Annotated in this window: 25 protein-coding genes; 3 read left to right on the top strand and 22 right to left on the bottom strand. The window is 31.3% G+C overall.

Annotation, left to right across the window (positions count from 1 at the left end; all coding sequences use genetic code 11):
- Positions 1-978: 978 nt before the first annotated feature.
- The 3 genes from ACFHWD_RS09930 to ACFHWD_RS09920 all read right to left on the bottom strand — a co-directional run bounded on the left by ACFHWD_RS09930 (position 979) and on the right by ACFHWD_RS09920 (position 2,704).
- Complete coding sequence (locus ACFHWD_RS09930; RefSeq protein WP_229982166.1) at positions 979-2,007, bottom strand: Rpn family recombination-promoting nuclease/putative transposase; 1,029 nt, start codon at positions 2,005-2,007, stop codon at positions 979-981.
- A 249-nt stretch (positions 2,008-2,256) separates the two neighbouring features.
- Positions 2,257-2,547 (bottom strand): hypothetical protein, encoded by a 291-nt coding sequence (locus tag ACFHWD_RS09925; RefSeq protein WP_378061659.1) that lies wholly within the window; start codon positions 2,545-2,547, stop codon positions 2,257-2,259.
- On the bottom strand, positions 2,525-2,704 hold the full coding sequence (locus ACFHWD_RS09920; RefSeq protein ID WP_150356323.1) for a hypothetical protein: 180 nt from the start codon (positions 2,702-2,704) through the stop codon (positions 2,525-2,527). Before ACFHWD_RS09920 ends, ACFHWD_RS09925 begins: the two co-directional genes overlap by 23 nt.
- A gap of 184 nt (positions 2,705-2,888) precedes the next feature.
- Here ACFHWD_RS09920 and ACFHWD_RS09915 point away from each other — a divergent pair, with 184 nt between their 5' ends.
- Positions 2,889-3,059 carry a DUF1643 domain-containing protein gene (locus ACFHWD_RS09915; protein WP_150356324.1) on the top strand — a complete coding sequence of 57 codons (171 nt, stop codon included), beginning with the start codon at positions 2,889-2,891 and terminating at the stop codon, positions 3,057-3,059.
- Between the two features lie 231 nt (positions 3,060-3,290).
- Here ACFHWD_RS09915 and ACFHWD_RS09910 read toward each other — a convergent pair whose 3' ends face one another.
- The 5 genes from ACFHWD_RS09910 to ACFHWD_RS09890 form a co-directional block, all read right to left on the bottom strand.
- Positions 3,291-3,695, bottom strand: a complete 405-nt coding sequence (locus ACFHWD_RS09910; RefSeq protein WP_378061656.1) for an ATP-binding protein — start codon at positions 3,693-3,695, stop codon at positions 3,291-3,293.
- An 81-nt stretch (positions 3,696-3,776) separates the two neighbouring features.
- Positions 3,777-4,274 (bottom strand): hypothetical protein, encoded by a 498-nt coding sequence (locus ACFHWD_RS09905; protein ID WP_378061715.1) that lies wholly within the window; start codon positions 4,272-4,274, stop codon positions 3,777-3,779.
- Positions 4,192-4,428, bottom strand: coding sequence for a hypothetical protein (locus ACFHWD_RS09900; RefSeq protein WP_378061654.1), 237 nt, complete (start codon positions 4,426-4,428; stop codon positions 4,192-4,194). The genes ACFHWD_RS09905 and ACFHWD_RS09900 overlap by 83 nt, the downstream gene beginning before the upstream one ends.
- A gap of 140 nt (positions 4,429-4,568) precedes the next feature.
- Positions 4,569-4,952 (bottom strand): DDE-type integrase/transposase/recombinase, encoded by a 384-nt coding sequence (locus ACFHWD_RS09895; protein ID WP_207707999.1) that lies wholly within the window; start codon positions 4,950-4,952, stop codon positions 4,569-4,571.
- Positions 4,953-5,234: 282 nt separating this feature from the next.
- Positions 5,235-5,369 carry a hypothetical protein gene (locus tag ACFHWD_RS09890; RefSeq protein ID WP_268905667.1) on the bottom strand — a complete coding sequence of 45 codons (135 nt, stop codon included), beginning with the start codon at positions 5,367-5,369 and terminating at the stop codon, positions 5,235-5,237.
- A gap of 300 nt (positions 5,370-5,669) precedes the next feature.
- Between ACFHWD_RS09890 and ACFHWD_RS09885 the strand changes: the two genes are divergently transcribed.
- Both ACFHWD_RS09885 and ACFHWD_RS09880 read left to right on the top strand, forming a co-directional pair.
- Complete coding sequence (locus ACFHWD_RS09885) at positions 5,670-5,948, top strand: type II toxin-antitoxin system RelB/DinJ family antitoxin (protein WP_150356325.1); 279 nt, start codon at positions 5,670-5,672, stop codon at positions 5,946-5,948.
- Positions 5,929-6,189, top strand: a complete 261-nt coding sequence (locus ACFHWD_RS09880; RefSeq protein WP_150356326.1) for a Txe/YoeB family addiction module toxin — start codon at positions 5,929-5,931, stop codon at positions 6,187-6,189. The genes ACFHWD_RS09885 and ACFHWD_RS09880 overlap by 20 nt, the downstream gene beginning before the upstream one ends.
- Before the next feature lie 132 nt (positions 6,190-6,321).
- Here ACFHWD_RS09880 and ACFHWD_RS09875 read toward each other — a convergent pair whose 3' ends face one another.
- From ACFHWD_RS09875 to ACFHWD_RS09810, 14 genes are all read right to left on the bottom strand, one after another.
- Positions 6,322-7,173, bottom strand: a complete 852-nt coding sequence (locus ACFHWD_RS09875; RefSeq protein ID WP_378061651.1) for a transposase — start codon at positions 7,171-7,173, stop codon at positions 6,322-6,324.
- Positions 7,148-8,008 carry a transposase gene (locus ACFHWD_RS09870; RefSeq protein WP_378061649.1) on the bottom strand — a complete coding sequence of 287 codons (861 nt, stop codon included), beginning with the start codon at positions 8,006-8,008 and terminating at the stop codon, positions 7,148-7,150. Before ACFHWD_RS09870 ends, ACFHWD_RS09875 begins: the two co-directional genes overlap by 26 nt.
- Before the next feature lie 141 nt (positions 8,009-8,149).
- Positions 8,150-9,940, bottom strand: coding sequence for a UvrD-helicase domain-containing protein (locus ACFHWD_RS09865; RefSeq protein WP_378061647.1), 1,791 nt, complete (start codon positions 9,938-9,940; stop codon positions 8,150-8,152).
- Positions 9,925-12,006 carry an ATP-dependent endonuclease gene (locus ACFHWD_RS09860; RefSeq protein WP_378061645.1) on the bottom strand — a complete coding sequence of 694 codons (2,082 nt, stop codon included), beginning with the start codon at positions 12,004-12,006 and terminating at the stop codon, positions 9,925-9,927. Before ACFHWD_RS09860 ends, ACFHWD_RS09865 begins: the two co-directional genes overlap by 16 nt.
- Positions 12,007-12,321: 315 nt before the next feature.
- A complete protein-coding gene (locus ACFHWD_RS09855; RefSeq protein ID WP_378061643.1) occupies positions 12,322-12,600 on the bottom strand; it encodes a hypothetical protein in 279 nt (92 codons plus the stop codon).
- A gap of 27 nt (positions 12,601-12,627) precedes the next feature.
- Positions 12,628-13,128, bottom strand: a complete 501-nt coding sequence (locus ACFHWD_RS09850; protein ID WP_369869202.1) for a hypothetical protein — start codon at positions 13,126-13,128, stop codon at positions 12,628-12,630.
- Positions 13,129-13,150: 22 nt separating this feature from the next.
- Positions 13,151-14,245, bottom strand: a complete 1,095-nt coding sequence (gene rfbB / locus ACFHWD_RS09845; protein ID WP_378061641.1) for a dTDP-glucose 4,6-dehydratase — start codon at positions 14,243-14,245, stop codon at positions 13,151-13,153.
- Between the two features lie 31 nt (positions 14,246-14,276).
- Positions 14,277-15,143, bottom strand: a complete 867-nt coding sequence (gene rfbA, locus ACFHWD_RS09840) for a glucose-1-phosphate thymidylyltransferase RfbA (RefSeq protein ID WP_378061639.1) — start codon at positions 15,141-15,143, stop codon at positions 14,277-14,279.
- 50 nt (positions 15,144-15,193) lie between these two features.
- Positions 15,194-16,291, bottom strand: a complete 1,098-nt coding sequence (locus ACFHWD_RS09835) for a DegT/DnrJ/EryC1/StrS family aminotransferase (RefSeq protein ID WP_378061637.1) — start codon at positions 16,289-16,291, stop codon at positions 15,194-15,196.
- On the bottom strand, positions 16,284-16,859 hold the full coding sequence (locus tag ACFHWD_RS09830) for an acyltransferase (protein WP_378061635.1): 576 nt from the start codon (positions 16,857-16,859) through the stop codon (positions 16,284-16,286). Before ACFHWD_RS09830 ends, ACFHWD_RS09835 begins: the two co-directional genes overlap by 8 nt.
- 82 nt (positions 16,860-16,941) lie before the next feature.
- Positions 16,942-18,402, bottom strand: a complete 1,461-nt coding sequence (locus ACFHWD_RS09825) for a lipopolysaccharide biosynthesis protein (RefSeq protein WP_378061633.1) — start codon at positions 18,400-18,402, stop codon at positions 16,942-16,944.
- 67 nt (positions 18,403-18,469) lie between these two features.
- The gene (locus ACFHWD_RS09820) at positions 18,470-19,444 is read right to left on the bottom strand and encodes a glycosyltransferase (protein ID WP_378061631.1); all 975 of its coding nucleotides are present in this window, start codon (positions 19,442-19,444) and stop codon (positions 18,470-18,472) included.
- Positions 19,445-19,486: 42 nt separating this feature from the next.
- A complete protein-coding gene (locus tag ACFHWD_RS09815; RefSeq protein WP_378061629.1) occupies positions 19,487-20,566 on the bottom strand; it encodes a glycosyltransferase family 4 protein in 1,080 nt (359 codons plus the stop codon).
- Positions 20,563-22,689, bottom strand: a complete 2,127-nt coding sequence (locus tag ACFHWD_RS09810) for a bi-domain-containing oxidoreductase (RefSeq protein ID WP_378061627.1) — start codon at positions 22,687-22,689, stop codon at positions 20,563-20,565. The genes ACFHWD_RS09815 and ACFHWD_RS09810 overlap by 4 nt, the downstream gene beginning before the upstream one ends.
- Between the last annotated feature and the right edge of the window lie 6 nt (positions 22,690-22,695).

The raw sequence follows: 22,695 nt of genomic DNA, 5'->3' as shown, positions 1-22,695 counted from the left end.
TTGATTTATAAAAAAATTTTTTAACCCACTCAATAAGTTATCGTAAATTTAAAATTACAATTAACAACCAAATGCAATTTATTTTATTATTTGTCAATAATAGTTTCTAATTGGAGCTCATTCCAGTGCAAAATTAAAACCACCAACTAGCTGCAATACTAATTGGTGGTTAAGAAACTCCTAACTCATCCGAGCACTCTTCTCTTATCTGAATATTCATCACCTTTTTTCAACCATATTCCATTAAATGTCAATTATAAAACTTTTCAAGAGATCTTTATTTAATGGATAGTCTTAATTAACAACTGATCTTTCAATAAATAACTTATTCCAATAACTATATCTGCACATCTGGCAGCGCCTATAAAAGTTATTTATTTTCTTAAAGCATTATCATAAATAGATTCTTATTGCTCAGTCTTTAAAAAACCTCACTAAAATAGTATTTTATCAAATTTTTTATTTTTTTAAAACACTTTTCCAAGCACTCTTCTGAATCAGGATTATGATAAGAAGATTTACACTTCTTATTAACTTTATTATATAGTAAACGTTTAAATAAGTCAATAAATATTTTTATTTGTGAACCAACTTGATTTTACTCACAATAATTCCCGATGTTATACCTACTATATCTGATACTAAATCTATTGCCGACATCCATAGAGGATCCAACTTTACTATAACATCATAAACCTCTTTAAGAAAACCAATTATAAATATAACTAAGCAGATCTTCAATAATTTAAACCGCTTTTGCAATATAAGAATAATAATTATTGGTAATATAAAATGTAATAACTTATGCCATTGAAATAATGCATGTAAATTCAAAACCTTCAGCTCCAAAAACTTCCAAATTTTATTGTTTGTACGTATTTATTTTACCACACGGAATATCGAATAATAAGATCTATTTAAGGGATTACACAAATAATTTATTTTCCATTTTTTGTATGGGGGTCAGACCCCCATACATCAATTTAATTTTCTTTGTCTCAATTTCTCTTTAAATTCTTCAATAGAATTACTCTTAACTGCATCCTCGAATACAGAATTCAAGGTATTTTCATCCTCTATCCTTTCTATTCTGCTCATATAGGAAATATCAGAAAACTTAATACCTAATAATTTTTTCAATCCCTGGAGTAATCCATCTTTTCTGCCTTCTTTTCTGCCTTCTTCCAACCCTGTTTCCCTACCTTCTCTTATAATATTGTCTATAGTTTTGCCTAAATTAGATACCATAGAATCCACCTCCCCTTGACTGGATTTTTCCAATATTTGTTCTACCTTTATTTTAGATTCCCTGTCCAACCTGGGTTCCATTATACCCTTGAGCCAGATTTTAAGTATGTCAAATTGCTCAGGAGTTATCTTCTTAAGAACATATGCTGTAAGTCTGAGCCTCTTCATCAAATCCTCTTTACTTATTTCTTTGTCCAGCAGAAATATAGTAGATACCATATTAGCCATACTCTCGAGCTGGCTTTCATCATATCTGTAAATATCAAACAATATATACCTGAAATCTATTATATTTTCACCAAACAACTCACCGCCACTCAATACATCTTTAAAATTTCTGTAAGCAGTCCATCTATTTTTACCGTTGTAAAGCACCATGGGAACAACTGCAGGAAGTTTAAAATCCTTTCTGAGCCTGTCATCCTTTGAGGTATTCTTCAGTATCTCTCTCCATATCTCAACTATATAAAACAGCAGTCTCGTGGGCATCCTGTAATCTACAGTGGACTGGAACTCAAGAAGTATATAAAATATCACTTCCTGCCCTCTTATATTTACCTTGTATACAATATCCGATTCCTCTTCACTGAAATCTTCAAGTATATAAGATTTATTTATAAGCATTAGATCTTCAATTTTTATAAGATCAACCCAATCCTTTTTGACAAAGCTCCTCAACAGCTCCAGAAATGTTTCCTTGTGGGAAAATATATACTTGTAGCCTACATCGTGTTCATGGTGAACCCTATCCTCCGGCATATCATTTTTCTCCTAATAATATATTACTATATTATAAATATTTACCAGAACATAAGTTCTTATACATTGAAACACTCATTCATTACCTTCATTTTATCAAAACATATTAAAATAATCCACACTGTGGATAAAAATATTTTTATGATTGCCAGAAGGTAATTTACAACAGGGACTTTTGAAACTCTTTCAAGTTTTCGCCCCTGAATCCGCATTACCATGTCTGTACAATTTCCATTTTTTGTTATGGGGTCAGACCCTACTTTTTTTAGAAACATATACATTAGCAGGCTTAAAAAGATCATTTTTATGATTATCATATATTCTTTTATATATGGATTTCAATTTGTCATCTATATTTTGCACAGTATCTATTGTATTCATCTGCTGATCAATAGGTATGTATCTATTATCAAATCTTCTGCATATATAATTCAACATAGGCTTTATATAATATTTCCACATGAGACTGCCTGATCCGGATATATTTTTCGGTAATTCAGAAAATCTAATAACTGCATCAGGTCCATTCAGTGTCTTCATTGAAATAACAATTCAATATTTCATCTATATACCAGAAAAAGAAAGGTGCCAAAGTTCTCTCTCCTTGAAAACTTGACATAAAAACATAATCCAGTAAATACTCTAAACTGCCAATAAATTCTTCACCTATTAAACTCATATCAATTTCATCTGACATGACCGTCCTCCATTCAGTTAATTATTTAACTTTATATAAAACATCCTTATTGTAAAAAATGTCTTTACTGTTACATTTTTTGAAGTTTTTTCCTGTATTTAAAAATATTATAATCTAAGTACATTATTCCGTTTACAAATATTTTCTTGTAGATTTATACAGAATTTTTGTACATTACTGCAGAATGGGAAATGATAGGAACTTCTGTAATAGAGACTTTGATGTTTTATCTCTTTTAAAAGACTATAAATTGTACTGTTTTGAAATCACCAAAACCAGCAGGCCAAGACATTCATTGTTTTTATCGTTGAATACGGAACTTAAAGAATATAATCAGAAGTCCATAATTGCATAAAATGGAGTAGAATTATTTCATTTATAGCTTCATCATCTTCCAGCAGCTCTTTTTTCAGCTTTCTGTCTTTAGCTGTAAGTCAATAAGCCCTGGGTAATTAAATTATGATGAATATTATGCAGTGACAAAACCAGCAAATCTCCTGAAATAGATCCACATAATCCGTAATATAGAGCCATAGAGTTGATAATGGGAGCCACCACCATGTGGATGGCTCCTTAATTGGCCATATTATTCGGCTATTTGTCGTTTCCTTTGACGCATGGAAACCTCTTCATTAATTATCGTGGTATATGCTGATGGTATAATCCGATCCAAAATGGAGTCGGCCAGGGCACCACCTCCCAGTCTTTCATGCCATCCTTCTGGAATAAACTGTGAGCAGATGACAGTAGATGATTGCCCGCATCGGAATTCCATCAGTTCGAGCAAGTCTCTCTGTTCTGTATCAGATACAGGAATCAAGAGAAATTCATCCAAAATCATTAAGGAACATTTCCGATACTGCCTCATGAGTTGCTGATATTTTCCTTGAATTCGTGCAGCTTCAAATTCGCTGAACAATTCGGGAAGGCGTATGTATCTTGTTTTATAACCTGCAACACCAAGTACATTAGAGGATATATGTTTTTCCACATCCAGTGGCACCTATAAGGATGACATTGAGGCTCTGACGGATATATTCATTAGCGGCAAAGCTTTCCATGAGGTCATGGTTCAGATGCATGTCCGAGAAGACGCATATTTTTCAATTTCCTTATTGTAACCCCCATAATAAGATGCACCTCTTACACAGGCATACTTGTTGGATGTCGATGATGAGAAATGAGATTGGGGAGTTTCATCCTTCTTTTTATCTTGACTGGATTCAAGTATTAGTCTAATATTTTTATATCGGGGATTGGTAATCCGGATAAGTGCTATTCTGCATGCATTTTCCAGACGTTCAGGGAAGTATTTATCTGCCAGTTTCAACAGGGACAGGCAGCCCTTATAAGCCTGTTCCTCTACCCGGTACGAATCAAACAGCTTTCGCACAACTTCTTTTGTGGAATCTCCAATACCCGCAGCCCATCTCAGAAAACGTACAGAATCCCACTCACTGTATAGCCGATGGTTTGCCGACATATGATCAATTACCGTAGAATACTTGTCCACGTCTCCCGTAAAGGCGTTTATGACTGCAAATACGAGAACCCTTGTAGAAGACTTCAATCATGTTTTTAGTGTATCTTACATCCACTTTTTTCTTGACATACTCATAGGGAACGGAATAATTCTGATAATCTATTGCTATATGGTAGTTCAGCTGCACGGTAGCAGTTTTCCATTGCACAAATTCATAAGGATATTGGGGTAAAGGCTGCATGAATGGGAACTCTTCTTCATATAAATACAGAATAACGGCTCCTGTCCCTCTTCTGGAATTTATTATGGTTAAATCGATCCAGTTCCTTCATGATGGCTGCATTCATCTCATTAATATCAAGGAATTGTCGGTTGCGCAGTTTAGCAATAATATGATGTTACCTGACCCACTGTCCCTTCTACCGCAGCTTTATCTTCTGGTGCCAATACTCTGGCGGGAAGGACGGCCGTCTGATAATAATCCGCCAATTCCTGATAGGCACGATTAACAATAGGATCTTCATATTTCTTATTGCTGAGAATCCTTGTTTTAAGATTGTCCGAGATAAGCAGCCTGGTGGAAACCCCGAAATAATCATACATGCTGATATGCACGTTAATCCAGTCTTCCTCTTTCATTGTCAAGCAGGCCTTCGCAAAACAGTACATGCTGAATGGCAGTGTAGCTACAAATAGATAAACCTTGCAACTTTTCCCGGTTAACTTATTGAAAAGAGGCAGGGGAGTACCTGTCCAATCCACCATCAGCTTGTCTCCCGGTTTGTATCGGATATACATTGTAAGATGGTGTTGGTTCACATAGTCATGATATAATTTACAGAATTGAGAGTACATGTATGGAGGCTTTTCCAAACGGCAGCAGGTATCAACATATTCTTCTTCCCATAAGAGCTTCAGTGTCACACCGCTTTTCAAAAGTTCTTTGTGGACGTACTCGTAATCAGGTGTGACAAGAGCAGGTACCTATGATTCCTCAGGGAATAATAGTTGGTGTAATTCTTGATCATTCAAAGAATTCAGAGAATCTCAGGAGACCGGATGATCCTGAAGTGCCTTGAAAATCTTAACCACCGTGTTTCTGAATACTTTTAGGGTATCTGCAATTCTTCGCTTGCTATAACCCTTACCGCGAAGCTGTAAAATTTGTTTTTCTTTGGACATATAAATATGTCCCCCTTTCGTAAGTATTACGGCATTACCGTAATTTTATTGTAATACTTACTTCTGTTCTGTGGCTCTCCATAGCGGAATCTCTTTTTAATACCCCTGGCACCGGATTGCATGGCTTTGTGCATCGGATTTACTGGCTCAAAATTATCGGAATATTCAAACCAAAGATTCCAAGGGACTTTTATCTATTTATGTGTATAAAAGCAATACGATATGCACATAATGTATACATAATGTATTTACAAAATTAGTTTTTTGTTATATAATATAATAAAAAAGAGGTGATATTATATGGCTCTTAGGACAATTAATATCCGTGTTGATGAAAAATTAAAAGAAAAAGCAGAAAGTCTATTTGAAGATTTTGGTATGAATACAACTACTGCAATTAATGTTTTTTTAAAGGCAGTTGTGAGAGAAAGAAAGATACCTTTTGATATTGCTGCCAGTGAACCATTTTACAGTGAATCTAATATGAAACATTTGAAAAAATCTATAGATCAGCTTAATGAGGGTAAAGGTAAAATACACGATATTGTTGAGGTTGAGAATGAAGAAACTATGGTCTGATGAAGCTTGGGAAGATTATATTTATTGGCAATCGCAGGATAAAAAAACGTTAAAAAGAATAAATAAACTTATTAAAGATATTGATCGAAATGGGTATGATGGTATTGGAGAACCAGAGCCTTTAAAATATGAACTACAGGGATTCTGGAGCAGAAGAATTGATGGAGTTAACCGTTTAGTATATCGTATTGAAAATGATCAAATTGAAATAGCTCAATGTAAGACACACTATGAAAAATAATATTTTTTAGGATTTAAATTATAAAAATTATTCATATAGCAAAATACAAAAAATGTGTTCATCATGAACACATTTTTTGTAGGATTATTTTTTAAAAAAGTTCTTCTAGTTGTATATTTCGAATAAATAGGTTCATCCGCAATTATCCGTTATATCGGATTTTGCCAACATCATCTTTGCCTTGAGTAACGAGATGCTGCAGCGTCCATACATCGTACGTTTTATCATCTTAAGTTTACTATTAGTTCCTTCAACAAAACCATTGCTAAAATCATACGCTGCTGCATTTTCAACTGCATCACAATCCCTATTTAAACCTTTAGCAAAAGACTTAATTTCGCTCATTTCACTGTCCTTGTATTTTTCAATGAATAAATGTAGTAACGGAATACTCTTAAGTTCAAAGATTTTACGGAATTCTCTGATACACTTATGTATATGGTGCAGTATTGGATATTTGTCAAATATATACTTGTAGTGGCTGTCAGCCAATTTATTGTTCATCCAAAGATGGTTGAATACACCATTCCTTGTAATATAATCACAATCTCTTCCTTTAGAACCTGTTTTATATTCCAGAGCTTCCGTATTTGTTCTCACATATGGTTGTGGCTCAAAGTTTTTACCGGATTCCTGTTCCATCTTTTTAAGATAATCAAATGCATTTGTCATACCACCATCATAACCCTGTTCATATATTGATTTTATAGTTTTGCTCTTGCTATAACCATTGTTAAGACATTGTACAATATAGTCACGATAAACGTCTAACTTGCTTTGGCGGATTCCATATTGATAAAGCAGTTTAGGATCTCCAGTTCTATATTTACTTACTGTGCTTCTGCCAATACCTAATCGCCGTGCTATTTCACGGCCACTACAACCTTTTTGACTGAATTTTTGTATCTGAAGAATAAGTTGATAACATTTGTTATTAAAAGAGTGAAAATTATCCACATCAGATATCATTTTTTTTACTGTCATCCGCAATTTCTTCCCGTAAACCTGTGGATACAGTTTCATTTTCATGCGGAATGGCAATGGTGGCAGACACTTCTCGATTAAGGATTTTTTTGATTGCTTCCAGAAGATTTTGATGTAAATGAAATCTATCTGCGACCTGCATTATATCCGGAAGTTCTTCGGCGATGACCTTTGCATAAGCACTGGCCCTGTCCCTTGTAATCGTCCTAATTTTTTTATTGTTTTTCAGCCATTGCCATAAGCTTTCTCCATCCCTGCCATCCAGTATGGCAACGGGGCGATGACTTTTTTCGTCAACTATAATTGTCCCATATGTATGTCTCTTCTTGAATGCAAAATCATCTATACCAATTACAGATCCATATTCAAATTCAGGCTGCTGTTCATAACGATTTATTAAAAGGCGAATAATGGTATCTCCACTGATATCAATACCTATTAACTTACAAATGCGGGAAGCCCCTTCACAACTTGTCTCCAGTGCTAATGTGCAAATAAAATCTTCCAGTCGCTCTGTTTTCTGTCTGTATGGATTAAGAAATCCATGATACGTTTCAGCAATAGTGACCACATCACAGTCTTCATTATCACAGCAATAATCACGAGATGTAATCTCCAATAAAGCACTCTTCCCAAGTATAGGAAGATCCTGGGTTTTCCTTATATACGTTCCATGATAATGATTTGATATTGTGTGACATTTAGGACATTCACAGCTGCTGGCTTTGGATTTCAACTTGATGAGAATTTCATTATCATTGTTTTCTATATCAGTTACGATAAATGAATCTTTAGGGAAAAATGAGCTTATTTCAAGAGCATTTATGGCAAGCATTAACATACACCACTTTCAAATTTGATATGTCTATTATATCATTTTATTTTATGAAGAAATACAGAAAAACGGAAATTTACGGATGAACCTATTGAAGCGAAATACTCAGTTTTACACAAATCTATGGACGCCCTTTTACTTTTATGCATGTACAACATTAAATCCACAGTTTTTTAATTTCTTTGCATTCTCACTAGAAAGTTCAGGGACATTAATAAATAAATTTTTCTTTGCTCTACTTACAGCTACATAGTACACTCTCTGATTTTCTTGACTTAAGTCAGGATTCAATAAAAATGCTAAATCCTCATCTTCATTAAATTCTTTATCAATTTTGCTTTTAACAATTACCATAACATTATCAAATTCATCACCCTTAGATTTATGAATTGTTCTATGAAGGCTGTTATCTTCATTTATTTTTATCCATAATACAACATCTGTATATTTAATAGAGTCATAAAATGTCTTTATTTTCCCCTTTGAGATCTTTTTTATATCGAGTTTGATATTATTTTTTAACTTATTATGAAATTCTGTTATACTGCTATTTTTAAATTTATCATAAGTACTCAATAAATTATTTAATGCAATCAAAGCTTTTTTTATGTTTTCTTTATCTTTCTCCGCCCCATAAACTCTAGTCATATTTTTTACAGCTTCATTAAAATTATTCTGTCTTGCATATTCAATAGCTTTTATAACTCTTACAATTTGTTTAGGTCTATTCCCTGATTCTTCATTAATAATTTCATTTACAATATCATTCCTTAAAACACTCTCATCTACTTTGATTTCTTTACTATTTAGCTTCATTTCATTTGAAGTAATATCAGCATAACTTAGAGAATATAAATTTTTACTTTTATCATTTAATATCTTCTTGGTTTTCTTATAAGAGTTTAACTGATTTCCTATTATTATATAAGGTTCGTCTCCTATTTTATTTTCAGGACTTTTTTGATTCAAATCACCTCTTATAATATTTAAAATATTTATGATTTGCCGTGTACTTCTTCTATTATCTTTAATTTCATAGTATTTCATATCTCCTAATGAAAATTTTTGGAATTGAGTTACATCTGCACCTTGAAATCCATATATTGACTGAGCCCAATCTCCTATTATTCCAACTATTGTCTCCTCTTCACCTAATAATTTTATAATTTCAGTTTGTATAGGATTTGTATCTTGAAATTCATCAATAAAAAAATATGGAAATTTTGATCTTAAAATTCTCAATATTTCGGGATGTTTTTTTATTAATTCATAGCTAAAAAATAAAACGTCATCATAAGTGAGCATTCCATCTTTCCAGTACTGTTTTTTATATTTCAAATAATCTTTTTGATGTCTTGAATAATCGCGAATAAAATACATTTCTTTCTCTTTAATATAATATTTTTTATTATAATTTGCATGCTTTCTAACTTTCAAAACACATTTATCACCTTCCAATTTCCAATATAAATTAACCAAATTTTGCTGAGTTAATTTACAATCGGCCAAAAGATAGTGTAGTTTATGCCCACCGTCTTTTATCCACGCAATCATCTTTCTATAACTAAAAACATTTTCATCATTTACACTCAATTCTTCTATGTTTAGATCATAATCATCTTTTATTAAATGTATATAAGGTTTAACTATATGTCTATAAAGGAAACTATGTATAGTGCCTACTTCAACTTGATCTCCTGTATCCTTAAGTTTATTAATTATGGATTTAACTCCTACCTTAGTATATGTAATACATGCAATTTTCCTGGATTTTTTCAATCTAGCAGATTTATTTAATACATTTTTTATATGATTAACAAGCCACGTTGTTTTACCGGCACCAGGCCCTGCCTCTACCTTAAAATCTGACTCTATATCTATAAGAGAATCCGAACTTATATATTCAAATTTTTGATTTACTTTATTATCCATTCTATAGCCTTCTTTATATATTCAGGAGGTTTAAAGTCAAATTTTTTATTTTTTAAATTATTCTCTAATATATCAGATAACTCCATAGCATTTTCACCTTTCCCTACTGAATTTAAATATTTAGCCGCTATTAAATGTTTTCTCTTTTTTTTATCATCATCCCATGATGAATTAATTATACTGTCTTTTATTCTTCTATCTTCACCGCTATTACTAAGCTCGTCCAACATACAAGATAGATCTTTATCTTCATTAAAATATTCAGACAATTTTTCTAATTTTTCTGCATTACCTATACTATTAGTAATTAAATCTTTACAATTAGGATTAGACAATACTATCTCATATTCAAGAGTCTTTCCTCCTCCTATATTTTGTGTGAAATATTTTATATTATCAGAAATATCACCATTTTTTATTTTATCTTCAAATTCTGTTATAAAATTATTAGAACATGGTTTGTAATCATATTTATCGGTATCTACATTAAGTTCAAAAGGATAGCATTTTTTAAACTTAGCATTCTTTTCAGTTTTACATTTACGCTCAGGATCTAAATCAGTTATACAGACAACCTTTTTGTCAATTGCCCCTTCACGTTTAGTATTAAATAACTTTAAATAATGTTGAAAATACCTTCCTCCAACATTAATAACAGATATATGATAATCTTCTAGATTTATCTTAAGACATTTTGCGAATACAGGTATAAGAAGCTGTTCTGCAATTCCTTCTACAAGAATAATTCCCTTAGCAAAAAGCATATCTGATTTTGTAACATCCAAGAATCTTCTTATATATGACTTAGCCTTTCTATCATCTTGATTTGAAATATTAAAAACTTTACCAGGATATCCTACATCTAATTTATGATTATTTGAATTCAATACTATAATCTCATCTAACTCAACTGCTGCTGTAATATTAGGTGAATGTGTGGTTATAAATATTTGTCTTGCATTCTCATGATTATTTTCTCTTAAGAACTTTAAAAACTTATACTGCATAGCTGGATGCAAATGAGCTTCCGGCTCTTCTATAGCTAAAATAGGAAATACCTTTGAATTACTGCCCAAATACTCACCTGATGCATCTTTTTGCATTTTTGCCAATAGAAGTGATATAAAAATCAAATTATTATATCCTAATCCATTGTTACAAACAGGAATTTTTATATCTGACTCATATTTAACTATTAATTGTAGTGCTGAATACAATTGAGTGTCTAAAACATTCCCATCAAAATCCAGAATTGATTTATCAAAACTGGCACCCGTTTTATTAGCATATTTCAACATTTCATCTTTTCCGGATTTCATTCTGCCCTGAAGTTGTTTTATTAAACCACCTGCATTACTAGAGAATTGTTTCTTTTTAGAATTTATTTCATTAATTTTTTCATCTTTATCCTTCTCAGAGTCATTTTTTATATCGTAATCCATAAAAAAATCCAATATTTCTTTTAGGAGTGCATTTCTGCCTGTACATAAATCTCTTTCTACATCTCTTATTGCATCAAGAAACTGAAAATCAAATTTTCTAAGTACTTCACTGTCAACTTCAGTTTTATATTCTGGATCACCGCAGTAAATTTTATAAATATATTTTCTTATAAAATTGTTTTCTATAGCTTTCCAATAAAAATTAGCATCTTTACCAGATAACATTAACATAATTCTCTTATAATTTTCTATTTCCTTTTCAGGCAAAAAAAATTCGTATGTAAGCCTTGCTTCATATGGGCTGTCTATTTTAGTAAGACATTCTCCTATTGTTGCAAGATCATCAGAATATTTATCTTCATCCTCTGACTCTTTAATAGTTATAGATATTTCTATCTTAGGAGGTTTTTCTTTTAATTTCTGAATTTCTATATACTTATTAAAATCATTAATTCCCAACTTCTTATGACTATTACAATCGAATACTAATCCTAGTGCTTTTAAAAGATTTGATTTACCTGCATTATTATGTCCAATAATAACATTTATTCCTTCATTAAAGTCAATATTTACATTTTCACCAAATGATCTAAAATTACTAATTTGTATATGCGATATATACATAAAAACACACCTCTATTATTTTTACCCATAATTATATAAAATCAATATCGAACCGGTAGATTCATCAAAGGATTTATCTATACGGAAAGTATATGGCTTGGATAAATCGATAAGTGAATAACAAATAATATATGTTTCCTCTTTGTCCGGTCATACGGTTTCATTGCACCATAATATCACTTACTGGCTCTCCATAAAGAATAGGTGGCTCTCTGAAAAGAAACATGCGGCCCGCCACCTTGAAATATTCAGACCTAAACCATAATTTATCCTTACATTAAAACAATACTTATTATAGTTTATTTCCAAAAAATGTTATGGGGTCAGTCCCCACGATTTTATATACTCTTCATACCTTCTACAAAATCTCAGACAACTTTTCACCGTTGAATCCGACAAATCACTTTCTTCCAGATAATCTCTAGCATATTTTTCTCCGCTAGTATAGTCTATTCCCCGGGATTTCATGGAATTAATTCTGGACATGTCATCTTTTATGGACTTTTCACTTAGAGTACCCAGTGATCTTAGGTATTCTATAAAACCCTCATCTCCATCAAAAGAATACGTACTGCCCTTATCCAACATCTTCATACCTCCTTTTTTTATTGCTGCACCTGTTTAACCTCTGTTCCTGCACAGACTGATTAGCAGTTCCTTTTCTTGTTCACTAATTACCTTTGGATTTAAAGTCTTATCCTTGATTGCCTCCAACTCAGAGCATCCTGATGCAAGTTTTCCATCAAAGTAAGTGTCATCCGCCTTATATGTTGTTAATTTTCCAATTAATTTCCTATCGAATAATAACGGTGCTGTTAATACCTTTGAACGATTTCTATCGCCAATTACCACAACTTCATCTGACCTTGCATCACACTTAAGAGCATTAATTTCACTATCCTGCTGCCCTTTAACAAGTACTTTTTCTATTTCAAAATAAGCCGTAATAAATCTTTTTTGCTCAATATTAGCATTAAAGAATATATAAGATCCCGGAACAATATGCCTTTTTATTATATCTCCATTTTTCCCGCTATTACCATACACAAGCTGAGTAAAATCAGGATCCACATGCCCTTTCTCCGCACATTCTATGCTATAAGTTATCAAAATATGTTCCATACATCTTCCCCCTATTCAAATTTTACTTTTCTTTAACTTCTTTAATGTCTTCTGCATTACTATCAAAGTTTGAATACATCTTTTTATAATACTTCTTATAATTTCCAGACACTATATTTTCAACCCATTTAGTATTCTTTAAATACCAACTAATTGTTTCTTCCATTCCCTGTTCAAAAGTGTATTTTGGTTTCCAGCCCAGCTGAGTTTTTATCTTGGTGCTGTCAATGGCATATCTTCTATCATGTCCAGGTCTATCCTTTATATGTTTAATTAAAGATTGTGACTTACCAACTGTTTTTACAATAAGTTTAACTATATCAATATTTGCTTTTTCATTGTTTCCTCCGATATTATAAACTTCTCCAATTAAGCCTTTATGTAAAACAGTATCGATAGCAGAACAATGATCATATACATACAGCCAATCCCTTATCTGCATACCATTTCCATACACGGGTAAGTCCTCATTTTTTAAACAGTTGTTTATCATAAGCGGTATTAATTTTTCAGGAAATTGATATGGTCCATAATTATTACTGCAGCGGGTAATATTTATGGGCATGCCGAAAGTTTTATAATAGGCTCTTACCATCATATCTGCGCTTGCTTTTGATGCGGAATAAGGGCTGTTTGGCATAAGGGGAGTTGTTTCCACAAATATTCCCTTTGATCCCAATGCACCATACACTTCATCCGTGGATACTTGCAAAAATTTAACTCCTTTTTTATACTCTCTACTGTATTTATCATAAGGATCAATGCTCCAGTGCTTTCTAGCCGCATCAAGCATAACTTGGGTTCCAAGCACATTGGTTGTCAAAAATATTTCAGGTTCAACAATGCTTCTATCTACATGAGATTCCGCTGCAAAATTTACAACACCATCTATATCATAGGATGAAAACACTTCATCAATTTTTACCCTATCCCTTATATCACTCTTTATAAATATATAATTTGGATTATCTGAAATCTCCCTTAAATTTTCTAAATTACCTGCATAAGTCAACGCATCTACATTTATAATTTTATAATCTGGATACTTATCAAGCATAAACCTTATAAAATTACTTCCTATAAAACCAGCTCCACCTGTAACTAAAATAGTTTTCATCTTTATATTCCTTTCCTCCACTAATAAATATCTATTCATCTAGCAAAGATAAAATATATTGTCCATAGTCAGTCATTTTTAAACTTTCTCCAATGAATTTTAACTGTTCTCTATTAATAAATCCCCTACGCCATGCAATCTCCTCCAAACATGCTATATAAAATCCTTGCCTTGATTGAACTGCCTCAACATATTCTGCAGCCTTTAGCATTCCCTCCGGTGTACCGGTATCCAGCCATGCCATACCACGACCCAGTAATATTACACTGAGTTCACCTTTTTTTAAATATACATTATTAATATCAGTGATTTCTATTTCTCCGCGGGCAGAAGGTTTAATATTTTTAGCTATTTCTACAACCTGATTATCATAAAAATAAAGTCCTGGAACTGCATAATTTGACTTTGGTCTATTAGGTTTTTCTTCAATGGAAATCACTTTATTATTTTTGTCAAATTCGACCACTCCAAAAGAACGTGGATCCTTAACCGGATATCCAAATATCTCTGCTCCAATGTCCAATTTCTTAGCACGATTAAGTATCCTTGTTAAATCCTGCCCATAAAATATATTATCACCAAGTATCAAACATACATTATCATGGTCAATAAATTTCTCCCCTATAATAAACGCATCAGCAAGTCCCCGCGGCTCTTCCTGTACTTCATACGCAAGTTTAATTCCAAGTGCAGAACCGTCACCAAGAAGTTTTTTGTAAATAGGCATATCCTGTGGAGTTGATATAATAAGTATATCTCTGATACTTGCCAGCATAAGAACAGATAACGGATAATAAATAAGCGGCTTATCATATATTGGTAGAAGTTGTTTTGAAACAGCATGTGTCATTGGATATAAACGTGTCCCCTTCCCCCCTGCCAAAATTATCCCCTTCATTTTCATATCCTCCAATCTACAATAAAACTATTAACAATCTTTAAAATAAATTATTTATCCAAAATAATATCACAGATTCTATCAACATCCTCTAAACTAAGATCAGCATAAAGAGGCAGTGCAAGTACTCTATCTGATATATATTTTGCTACGGGCGTTTCCCCAATATCAAATCTATCTCTATAGCATTCAAAGCTGTTGGTAAGTGGATAAAAATATTTACGTGCAAATATTTCCTGCGCTTTTAACTTCTCGAATATTTCATTACGATTTAATTTATATCCATCAAATATTACAGGAAAATATGCATAATTGCTCTTTACTCCCTTTTGAGGTTTACACAGTTTAATTCCCTTAACATCACTTAACCCTTCAGTATATCTTTCTACTACAGATTTTCTCTTTTCAATTTCATCATCAACATGACGGAGATTGCAAATCCCCATAGCTGCCTGAAATTCATTCATTTTTGCATTGCCACCTATATACTCAACAGATTCACGACCGGTAATCCCAAAATTTTTCAGTTCATTCAATTTCTTATATAATTTTTCATCATGAAAAATTACAGCCCCACCTTCAATAGTATTAAAAACTTTTGTAGCATGAAAACTAAACATGGAAGCATCGCCAAAATCAGCAATACTTACACCATTAACTGTTACACCAAAAGCATGAGCAGCATCATATATAACTTTTAAATTATGTTTCTTAGCCAACTCCTCAACTTTCTTTACATCACAAACATTTCCATAAACATGTACTGGAAGAATAGCAGATGTTTTTTCATTTATTAAACTTTCTAGCTTGTCCACATCTATAGTATAATCTTCAGGATTAATATCACAGAATATCGGTTTTAATCCATTCCTTACAATTGCATGAGTGGTAGAAGCAAAAGTAAAAGGTGTAGTTATGACTTCCCCTGTAAGGTTAAATGCTGCAATTATGTTTTCCAATGCAAGATGTCCATTCACAAAAAGAGCAATATTAGGAACATCTAAATACTTCAGCAATCCTTTTTCCAACTGCTTGTGTTTTACACCCATGTTAGTCAGCCAGTGGCTTTTCCACAAATCTTTAATTTCCTCAACATACTCCTCAAAATCCGGCATTGAGGAACGTGTTACTTGAATTGTATTACTCATTTTGTTTTAAGTCCTCCTTTCTAAATTCTTTTTCTAATTCCAAAAGTCCTTTACTTCTATCTCTTATTTTTTTAAATGGGATTCCAACATTTATACTCCAAGATTCTGAGCTTCTATTAATAAGACTCATGGATCCAAATGCAGCACCTTCTTCTAATACAACACCAGGCAAAACAACACATCCAGATCCAATTATGACATGCCGTTCAATGATTACTTTCTTACTTATTACCTTTTTATATTTATCAGGTATCATTGGATTTGTCATGACCTCTCCTGAATAGTCATCAGTTACAGAATAAACAGTTGTCTTAGATGATATCCCTGCAAAATCATGAATTACAATTCCCTTATCACCACCATACAAAGCAGTATAAGCTGCTATATGTACATAATTGCCAATAGTAATCTTTCCACTAAGAATGCAAAAATCATCTATTCTAACATTACTTCCAATATTTATTTTTTCTGCACCATAAATGCTTATTTTACGACTGATTAAGACATTACTTCCAATACTAGCCAAACCCAATTTATCTAATTCATCAAATGTATAAAAACTATTCACTTTAATACCTCCTGTTTTTTAATAAATCATCTATCACTTTATAAAACTAAAATATAAATATAATTAAACTGTTCTATTTTAATCACACTATCCCTTTTCTTCTTCTATAAATATCCTTAAATGTTCCAAGTAGATATTCATAACATTCAAGTTTAAATACCTTAGCCATAATTATGTATATAATAATTCCCAAGCATATTTGAATTATCAAAGTTAACCATGACACCATATGAAGCCATTTAAAATTATAAACAACAGCGCCCATTATTAAAGACAATAACAACGAAGGCATTATATCTTTAATTTGTTCCTTATAACTATAGTTAAGTAATTTCAAATTTGGATAGGCATTTATAAATGTAGAAATTATTCCACTAATTAATGTTCCTACAGCAATCGCATAAATACCAAAATGAATAGATATTACCAATATTATAAGCCCTATAATCTTTTTTATAATCTCTAATTTTAAAAAAATATCACTGTGGCCTAAAGCATTAATTGCCTGCAAATTTGCGGTATGTATAGGCCACAAAGCATATGAAGCACAAAAAATTTGCAAAAATGGTACACAAGATAGCCATTTATCTGTTAGTAAGATTTTCACTAAAGGTTCTGCGATAATAGCTAGTCCGCACATCATAGGAAATAATACAAAAGAACTCGTGACAATTGAACGTCTAACCATATTTTTAACTTTTTTTCTATTATCCTGTTCTGAGGCCAAAGCAGGCAGCATAACTGATTGTATTGAGCCATTAATGTTTGAAACAATAACCTTAGGAAACTGATCTCCCCTATTATAAAATCCAAGCATAGCCGGATTATATATTTTACCTATAATCAAACTTTGTAAATTCATATATAGATTATCAATTAATGAAGAAACCAATAGTTTCCAGCCATATGAAAATAACCCCTTTATTCTTTCAAAAGAAAATATCAACTTAGGCCTCCATTTTACCGTAAACCACATAATTACAGTAATCATAAATTGATTGGTTAACTGCTGTGTTACTAATGCCCATACCCCCAGTCCCAAATATGCCAAAGCTATTCCAACTATTCCCGACATTAGTATTGCTCCCAAACTACTATAAAAAAGCATTTTAAATTGCATACTTCTAGATACTACAGCATTTTGGATAGAATTAACTGCCCCTCCAAATAGTGTAATAGACAATACTCTAAGCACTAATGTAATTTGATAAATATTATAAAAATCAGCTACAAGCGGTGCTGTGAAAAAAAGAACTATATATAACAAGCTAGCTACTAATAAACTCAAATAGAATATTGATGAAAAGTCAACTTCATCAGCATCTTTTTTTTGAATAAGTGCAGTGTTAAATCCACTTTGTACAAATACATTAGCTATGATAATAAATATTGATATAAGTGCAACTATACCATAATCATTTGGTACAAGTAATCTAGCCAATACTATTTGAACTATGAATTGTATTCCCTGTGTTCCGCCTCTCTCCATGAGTTTCCAAAACAGAGAGGAAATAACTTTTGATTTTGTAGTTTCAATTATCATAATGCCTTTTTCCCCATTTTACAATTTATATCTAGTTCTCATATATACCATTGAATTTAAGTACAATTTAGCATTTTTTTATTTTAGTAATCAATCTTTTATTAAAATAATTTATAAACCCAATTTTACCCTTGAAATTCAACTCATTAATAAATAATATAAATACATTTTTCATATCCTTATTCTTAAATCTATCAAATATAACCATATATTTTTCTTTAATTATCAATTTTTTTATTAAGTATCCATATTTATAATCAAAATATTGATCTACAGCCTTCCAAACATTTTTTATATTGCTGTAATGTACCAAAATATTTTGTGAAGAAAAGGAAGTTTCATTTCGTTTTCTTATGTATCTATAGTTACCCATAACCTTATTAATTAATTTAATCTTTCCTCTTTCCAAAACTAAAAGTTTTAGTTGAGTATCACAAATATAATCTGCTGTAGTAAGTAAATTTTTAATTTTTCCATAATTATTATACTTTAAAAATATATTTTTAAAGATCAATGACTGAACGTGAAATACCTGTCCCATAGTTTCATAACACAATTCTATAAATCGCTTTGGTGATCCAATTTCATGAATATTATTTTGAATAATAAATTTATCACTAGGCATATTCTTAATTATAGTACCAAACTCATCTGAAACAGTTACTTTATGATATACACCTGAATATTCTTCATTATTTTTTAAAAATTTCACCTGAGTTTTTAACTTAAATTCATCTGTCCAAAAATCATCACCTTCTAAAATCGCAATGTATTTACCTTTACATTTAGTAAAAACATCATAACTATTTTTAGTTGCGCCAATATTTTTGTCTCTATAAATCATTCTAAAAATATCTGGATATTTTCTTTTATATTCTTTTAATATTTCTCTACTGTTGTCTGGAGAACAATCTTCTCCCACAATCACTTCATATTTAAAATCAACTTTTTGCATTAATATACTATCCAATGCTTTTCTCAAATACTTTTCATGATTATATGTAATCATCGCAACGCTAACCGTAATATCCTCTGAACACATTTTATCTCCTTCTCAAAATTCTATTTATAATTTATAAGGAATTTATATATTCACTAATTTTCTATAAATATTTAATAATTTCTCATAATTATCTTCTACTTTTATATTCTTTAATTTTTTCTTGTAAAATTTATAATTTTCTATTACATCAACAGTCTTATTATATAAATCTTTAATATTTCTTGTTTTAAATAAAATTGCTCCCTTTGGTCTTCTACACACATCACTAGTAATAGATGGAACTTTGTAATATAAAGCTTCAGCTATTGAAATTCCATATGAATCTGTATTAGTTGGTCTTAAAAACAAATTACTTTTTTTCAATATTGGACAGAGAGGTATTTTTTCATTAACTAACAAAAATCTATCTCTTATCTGTAATTTGCCTATAATATTTTTCAATTTACTATAATACTCATAATCTCCTATATCAGGTAAACAGAAAACAAAACCTATTTTTTTAAATCTAAAATATTTCTTTAACCTAGAACATAATTCTACACACATATCTATACCATATAAATCCTCATTTTTATAAAATGATATTTTATATGCATTAGCTACAATATTAAAATCATTATCTTTCATAAAATTCCATATATAATTAGGAATTAATTTATCGTCAGATTCATCATAATCGGGATTTATATATGCAGGTATTACATCAATTTTACTTATATCACAATTATATTTTATTAATTTTAACTTCTCATTTTCACCAACTGGTATAAACTGATCTACGTTTTTCATAGAATAATAGAAGCACAGTTTTTTTAAAAAATTAAATTTTTTTGGTTCTTCCCTAAAACTATGAATTGTTAATATTAATTTTGATTTATGGATTTTTTTTATCAAACATAAAATAAATAATAAATACCAATTTCTTTCCTGACAATGAATTATCTTATCTTTACAGCAAAAAAAATATTTTATTAACCAAAGCTTTAAATTATTCACATTAAATATATTATAATTTACTTTTATTTTATTTTTAGACGTATTATAAAGTACGTACTGTAAGTATTTATCATCAAGTTTTTTTATCAATCTTTTTATATGAACAGATATACCACCTATAGGTGGCGGATATCCCCCTATAACCGCAATATTATACCCTTTCATTTTCTCAGCTCCAACTCTACTAAATAACTTATACCTGTTGCCTGTTCTATCTGCCAGATAGGTATAGTATAATTCGTACCATCTTTTATTGCTTTTGCAAATTCTCTAAGTTCCTCATATTGTCCCTTTTCTGAATCCTTGCTTTCAATATTAGATACTTTCACACCATATCCATTGATTTTTTTGTAATCATCAATAGTTATGATTTTACCATCACAATAAATCTGACAAAGCTCTTTGGGATAGACACTATTTCCAAGTGATGTATACGTAAGTGTACATAATGAACCATCTTCATATTTCAAAGTAACTACCACATTATCTCTATGGGATATATTTTTAGTTTTAGGAGCAATACTATCCACAGATGCACTCAGTATTTTCGAATCTGTAAAATAGTCAAACAAATCCAATATATGGCATCCTTCTCCTATAATACGTCCACCTCCCTCTTCTGTATGTACCCAACAATCTAGTGGAATGTATCCCGCATTCATTTGGTAATTTATTATCATAGGATTTATTCTATTTTTAATATGTTTTTTAGTTTCAAAAGCGTACCTAGAAAACCTTCTATTAAACCCTATAGTATATGGCATTCCAGTCTCATCTACTACTTGCAATACTTCTTCCATTTCTTTTTTATTAAGAGCCATAGGTTTTTCAACAAATACAGCTTTACCCTTTTTCATAGCTTTTATGGACATACTTGCATGGAGATTATGTCTCGTACATATCATAACCATATCTACATCGGCATCATTTAATATTTCATTATAATCTGTAGTAGCATACCTAGCTCCATATTGTTCTGCTATTGCTTTTGCATTAGTACCCGTCCTACTCATAATAGCATAAATATTATAAATATCATTTAACTTCTTCAAATTAGGAAGATGCATTGATTGGGCAAACCCTCCCGCACCTATTACCGCTACATTTATTTTTTTACCTGTTTTTAATAATTTATTATTTATATAAACTTTTCTTTCTATATTATTGCTATTTTCATTATTATATTCCAATAATACAATAAGTGGTTTATTATCCGAAGTTTTTAATTCTTCATAAGCCTTTACTGCTTCATCTACAGGATATATTCTTTCAATAAGTGGCTGTAAATTTATCTTTTTCTCCGACAAAAGCTTTAAATACTCTTCCATATTTCTATTTTCTGTCCATCTTACATATGCATAAGGGTAATCAATACATTTTTCTTCATACACAGGATCATACCTTCCCGGTCCATAGGATGTTGAAATTATAAAGTCCAATTCTTTTTGATACATATCTTCTCTTTTATATTCATTTCCCACAACACCTACAAGCACAACCTTGCCTTTTCTCCTACATATATTAAACGCTTGGGAAAGTATTTCATTGGAATTTGCAGCAGCTGTTATTATTGCAGCATCAACTCCAAATCCTTCTGTAATTTTATCAATCTCTTTAATCACATCCAACTTAGAAGAATTCATAATAAAATCGCACCCTGTTTTCTTTGCAATACCTAATCTTCTATCGTCAATATCTATACCTATAACTTTACACCCTGAAGCTTTTAATATCTGCACTGCAAGCTGCCCCATTATCCCCATTCCAATTACAGCTGCAATTTCACCTAGCCTTAAATCAGCTCTTCTTACTCCCTGCATCGCAATACCACCAACAGTAACTGTAGATGCTAAATCCATATTAAGCCCATCAGGAACCCTCATAACAAGGCTCCTTGGAACATCTATGTACTCTGCGTGATTTGCAATACCAGCACCTGCGCAAGCTACCCTATCACCTATTTTCAAATCTTTAATATTTTTACCCAGCCCTACTATTACACCAGAGGTACTGTAACCTGTAGGTTTTCCAGATTCCATATCTGTAACTTTATTTAAAACAGCATTAAGCCCTTGATTTTTTAACATATTCAAAGCTTTCTTCACTTTTTCAGGCTGTTCCATAGCTTTTTTCACAATGGATTTGCCTGATTCATTAACTCCCATGATTTCTGTTCCTGCACTGATGCAAGAATATAAGACCTTCACCAAAACACCATTATCTGAAGCTAGCGGTGCCGGTATATCTGATACTATAGCCTGTCCCTTTTTTATAAGTATCTGTTTCAAATTATC

The organism is Clostridium sp. MT-14 (assembly GCF_042436595.1).
In the GTDB taxonomy this organism is placed as follows: Bacteria; Bacillota; Clostridia; order Clostridiales; family Clostridiaceae; genus Clostridium_B; species Clostridium_B aromativorans.
The sequence above is the reverse complement of the archived record's forward strand: the minus strand, read 5'-3'. Positions and strand labels throughout refer to the sequence as shown.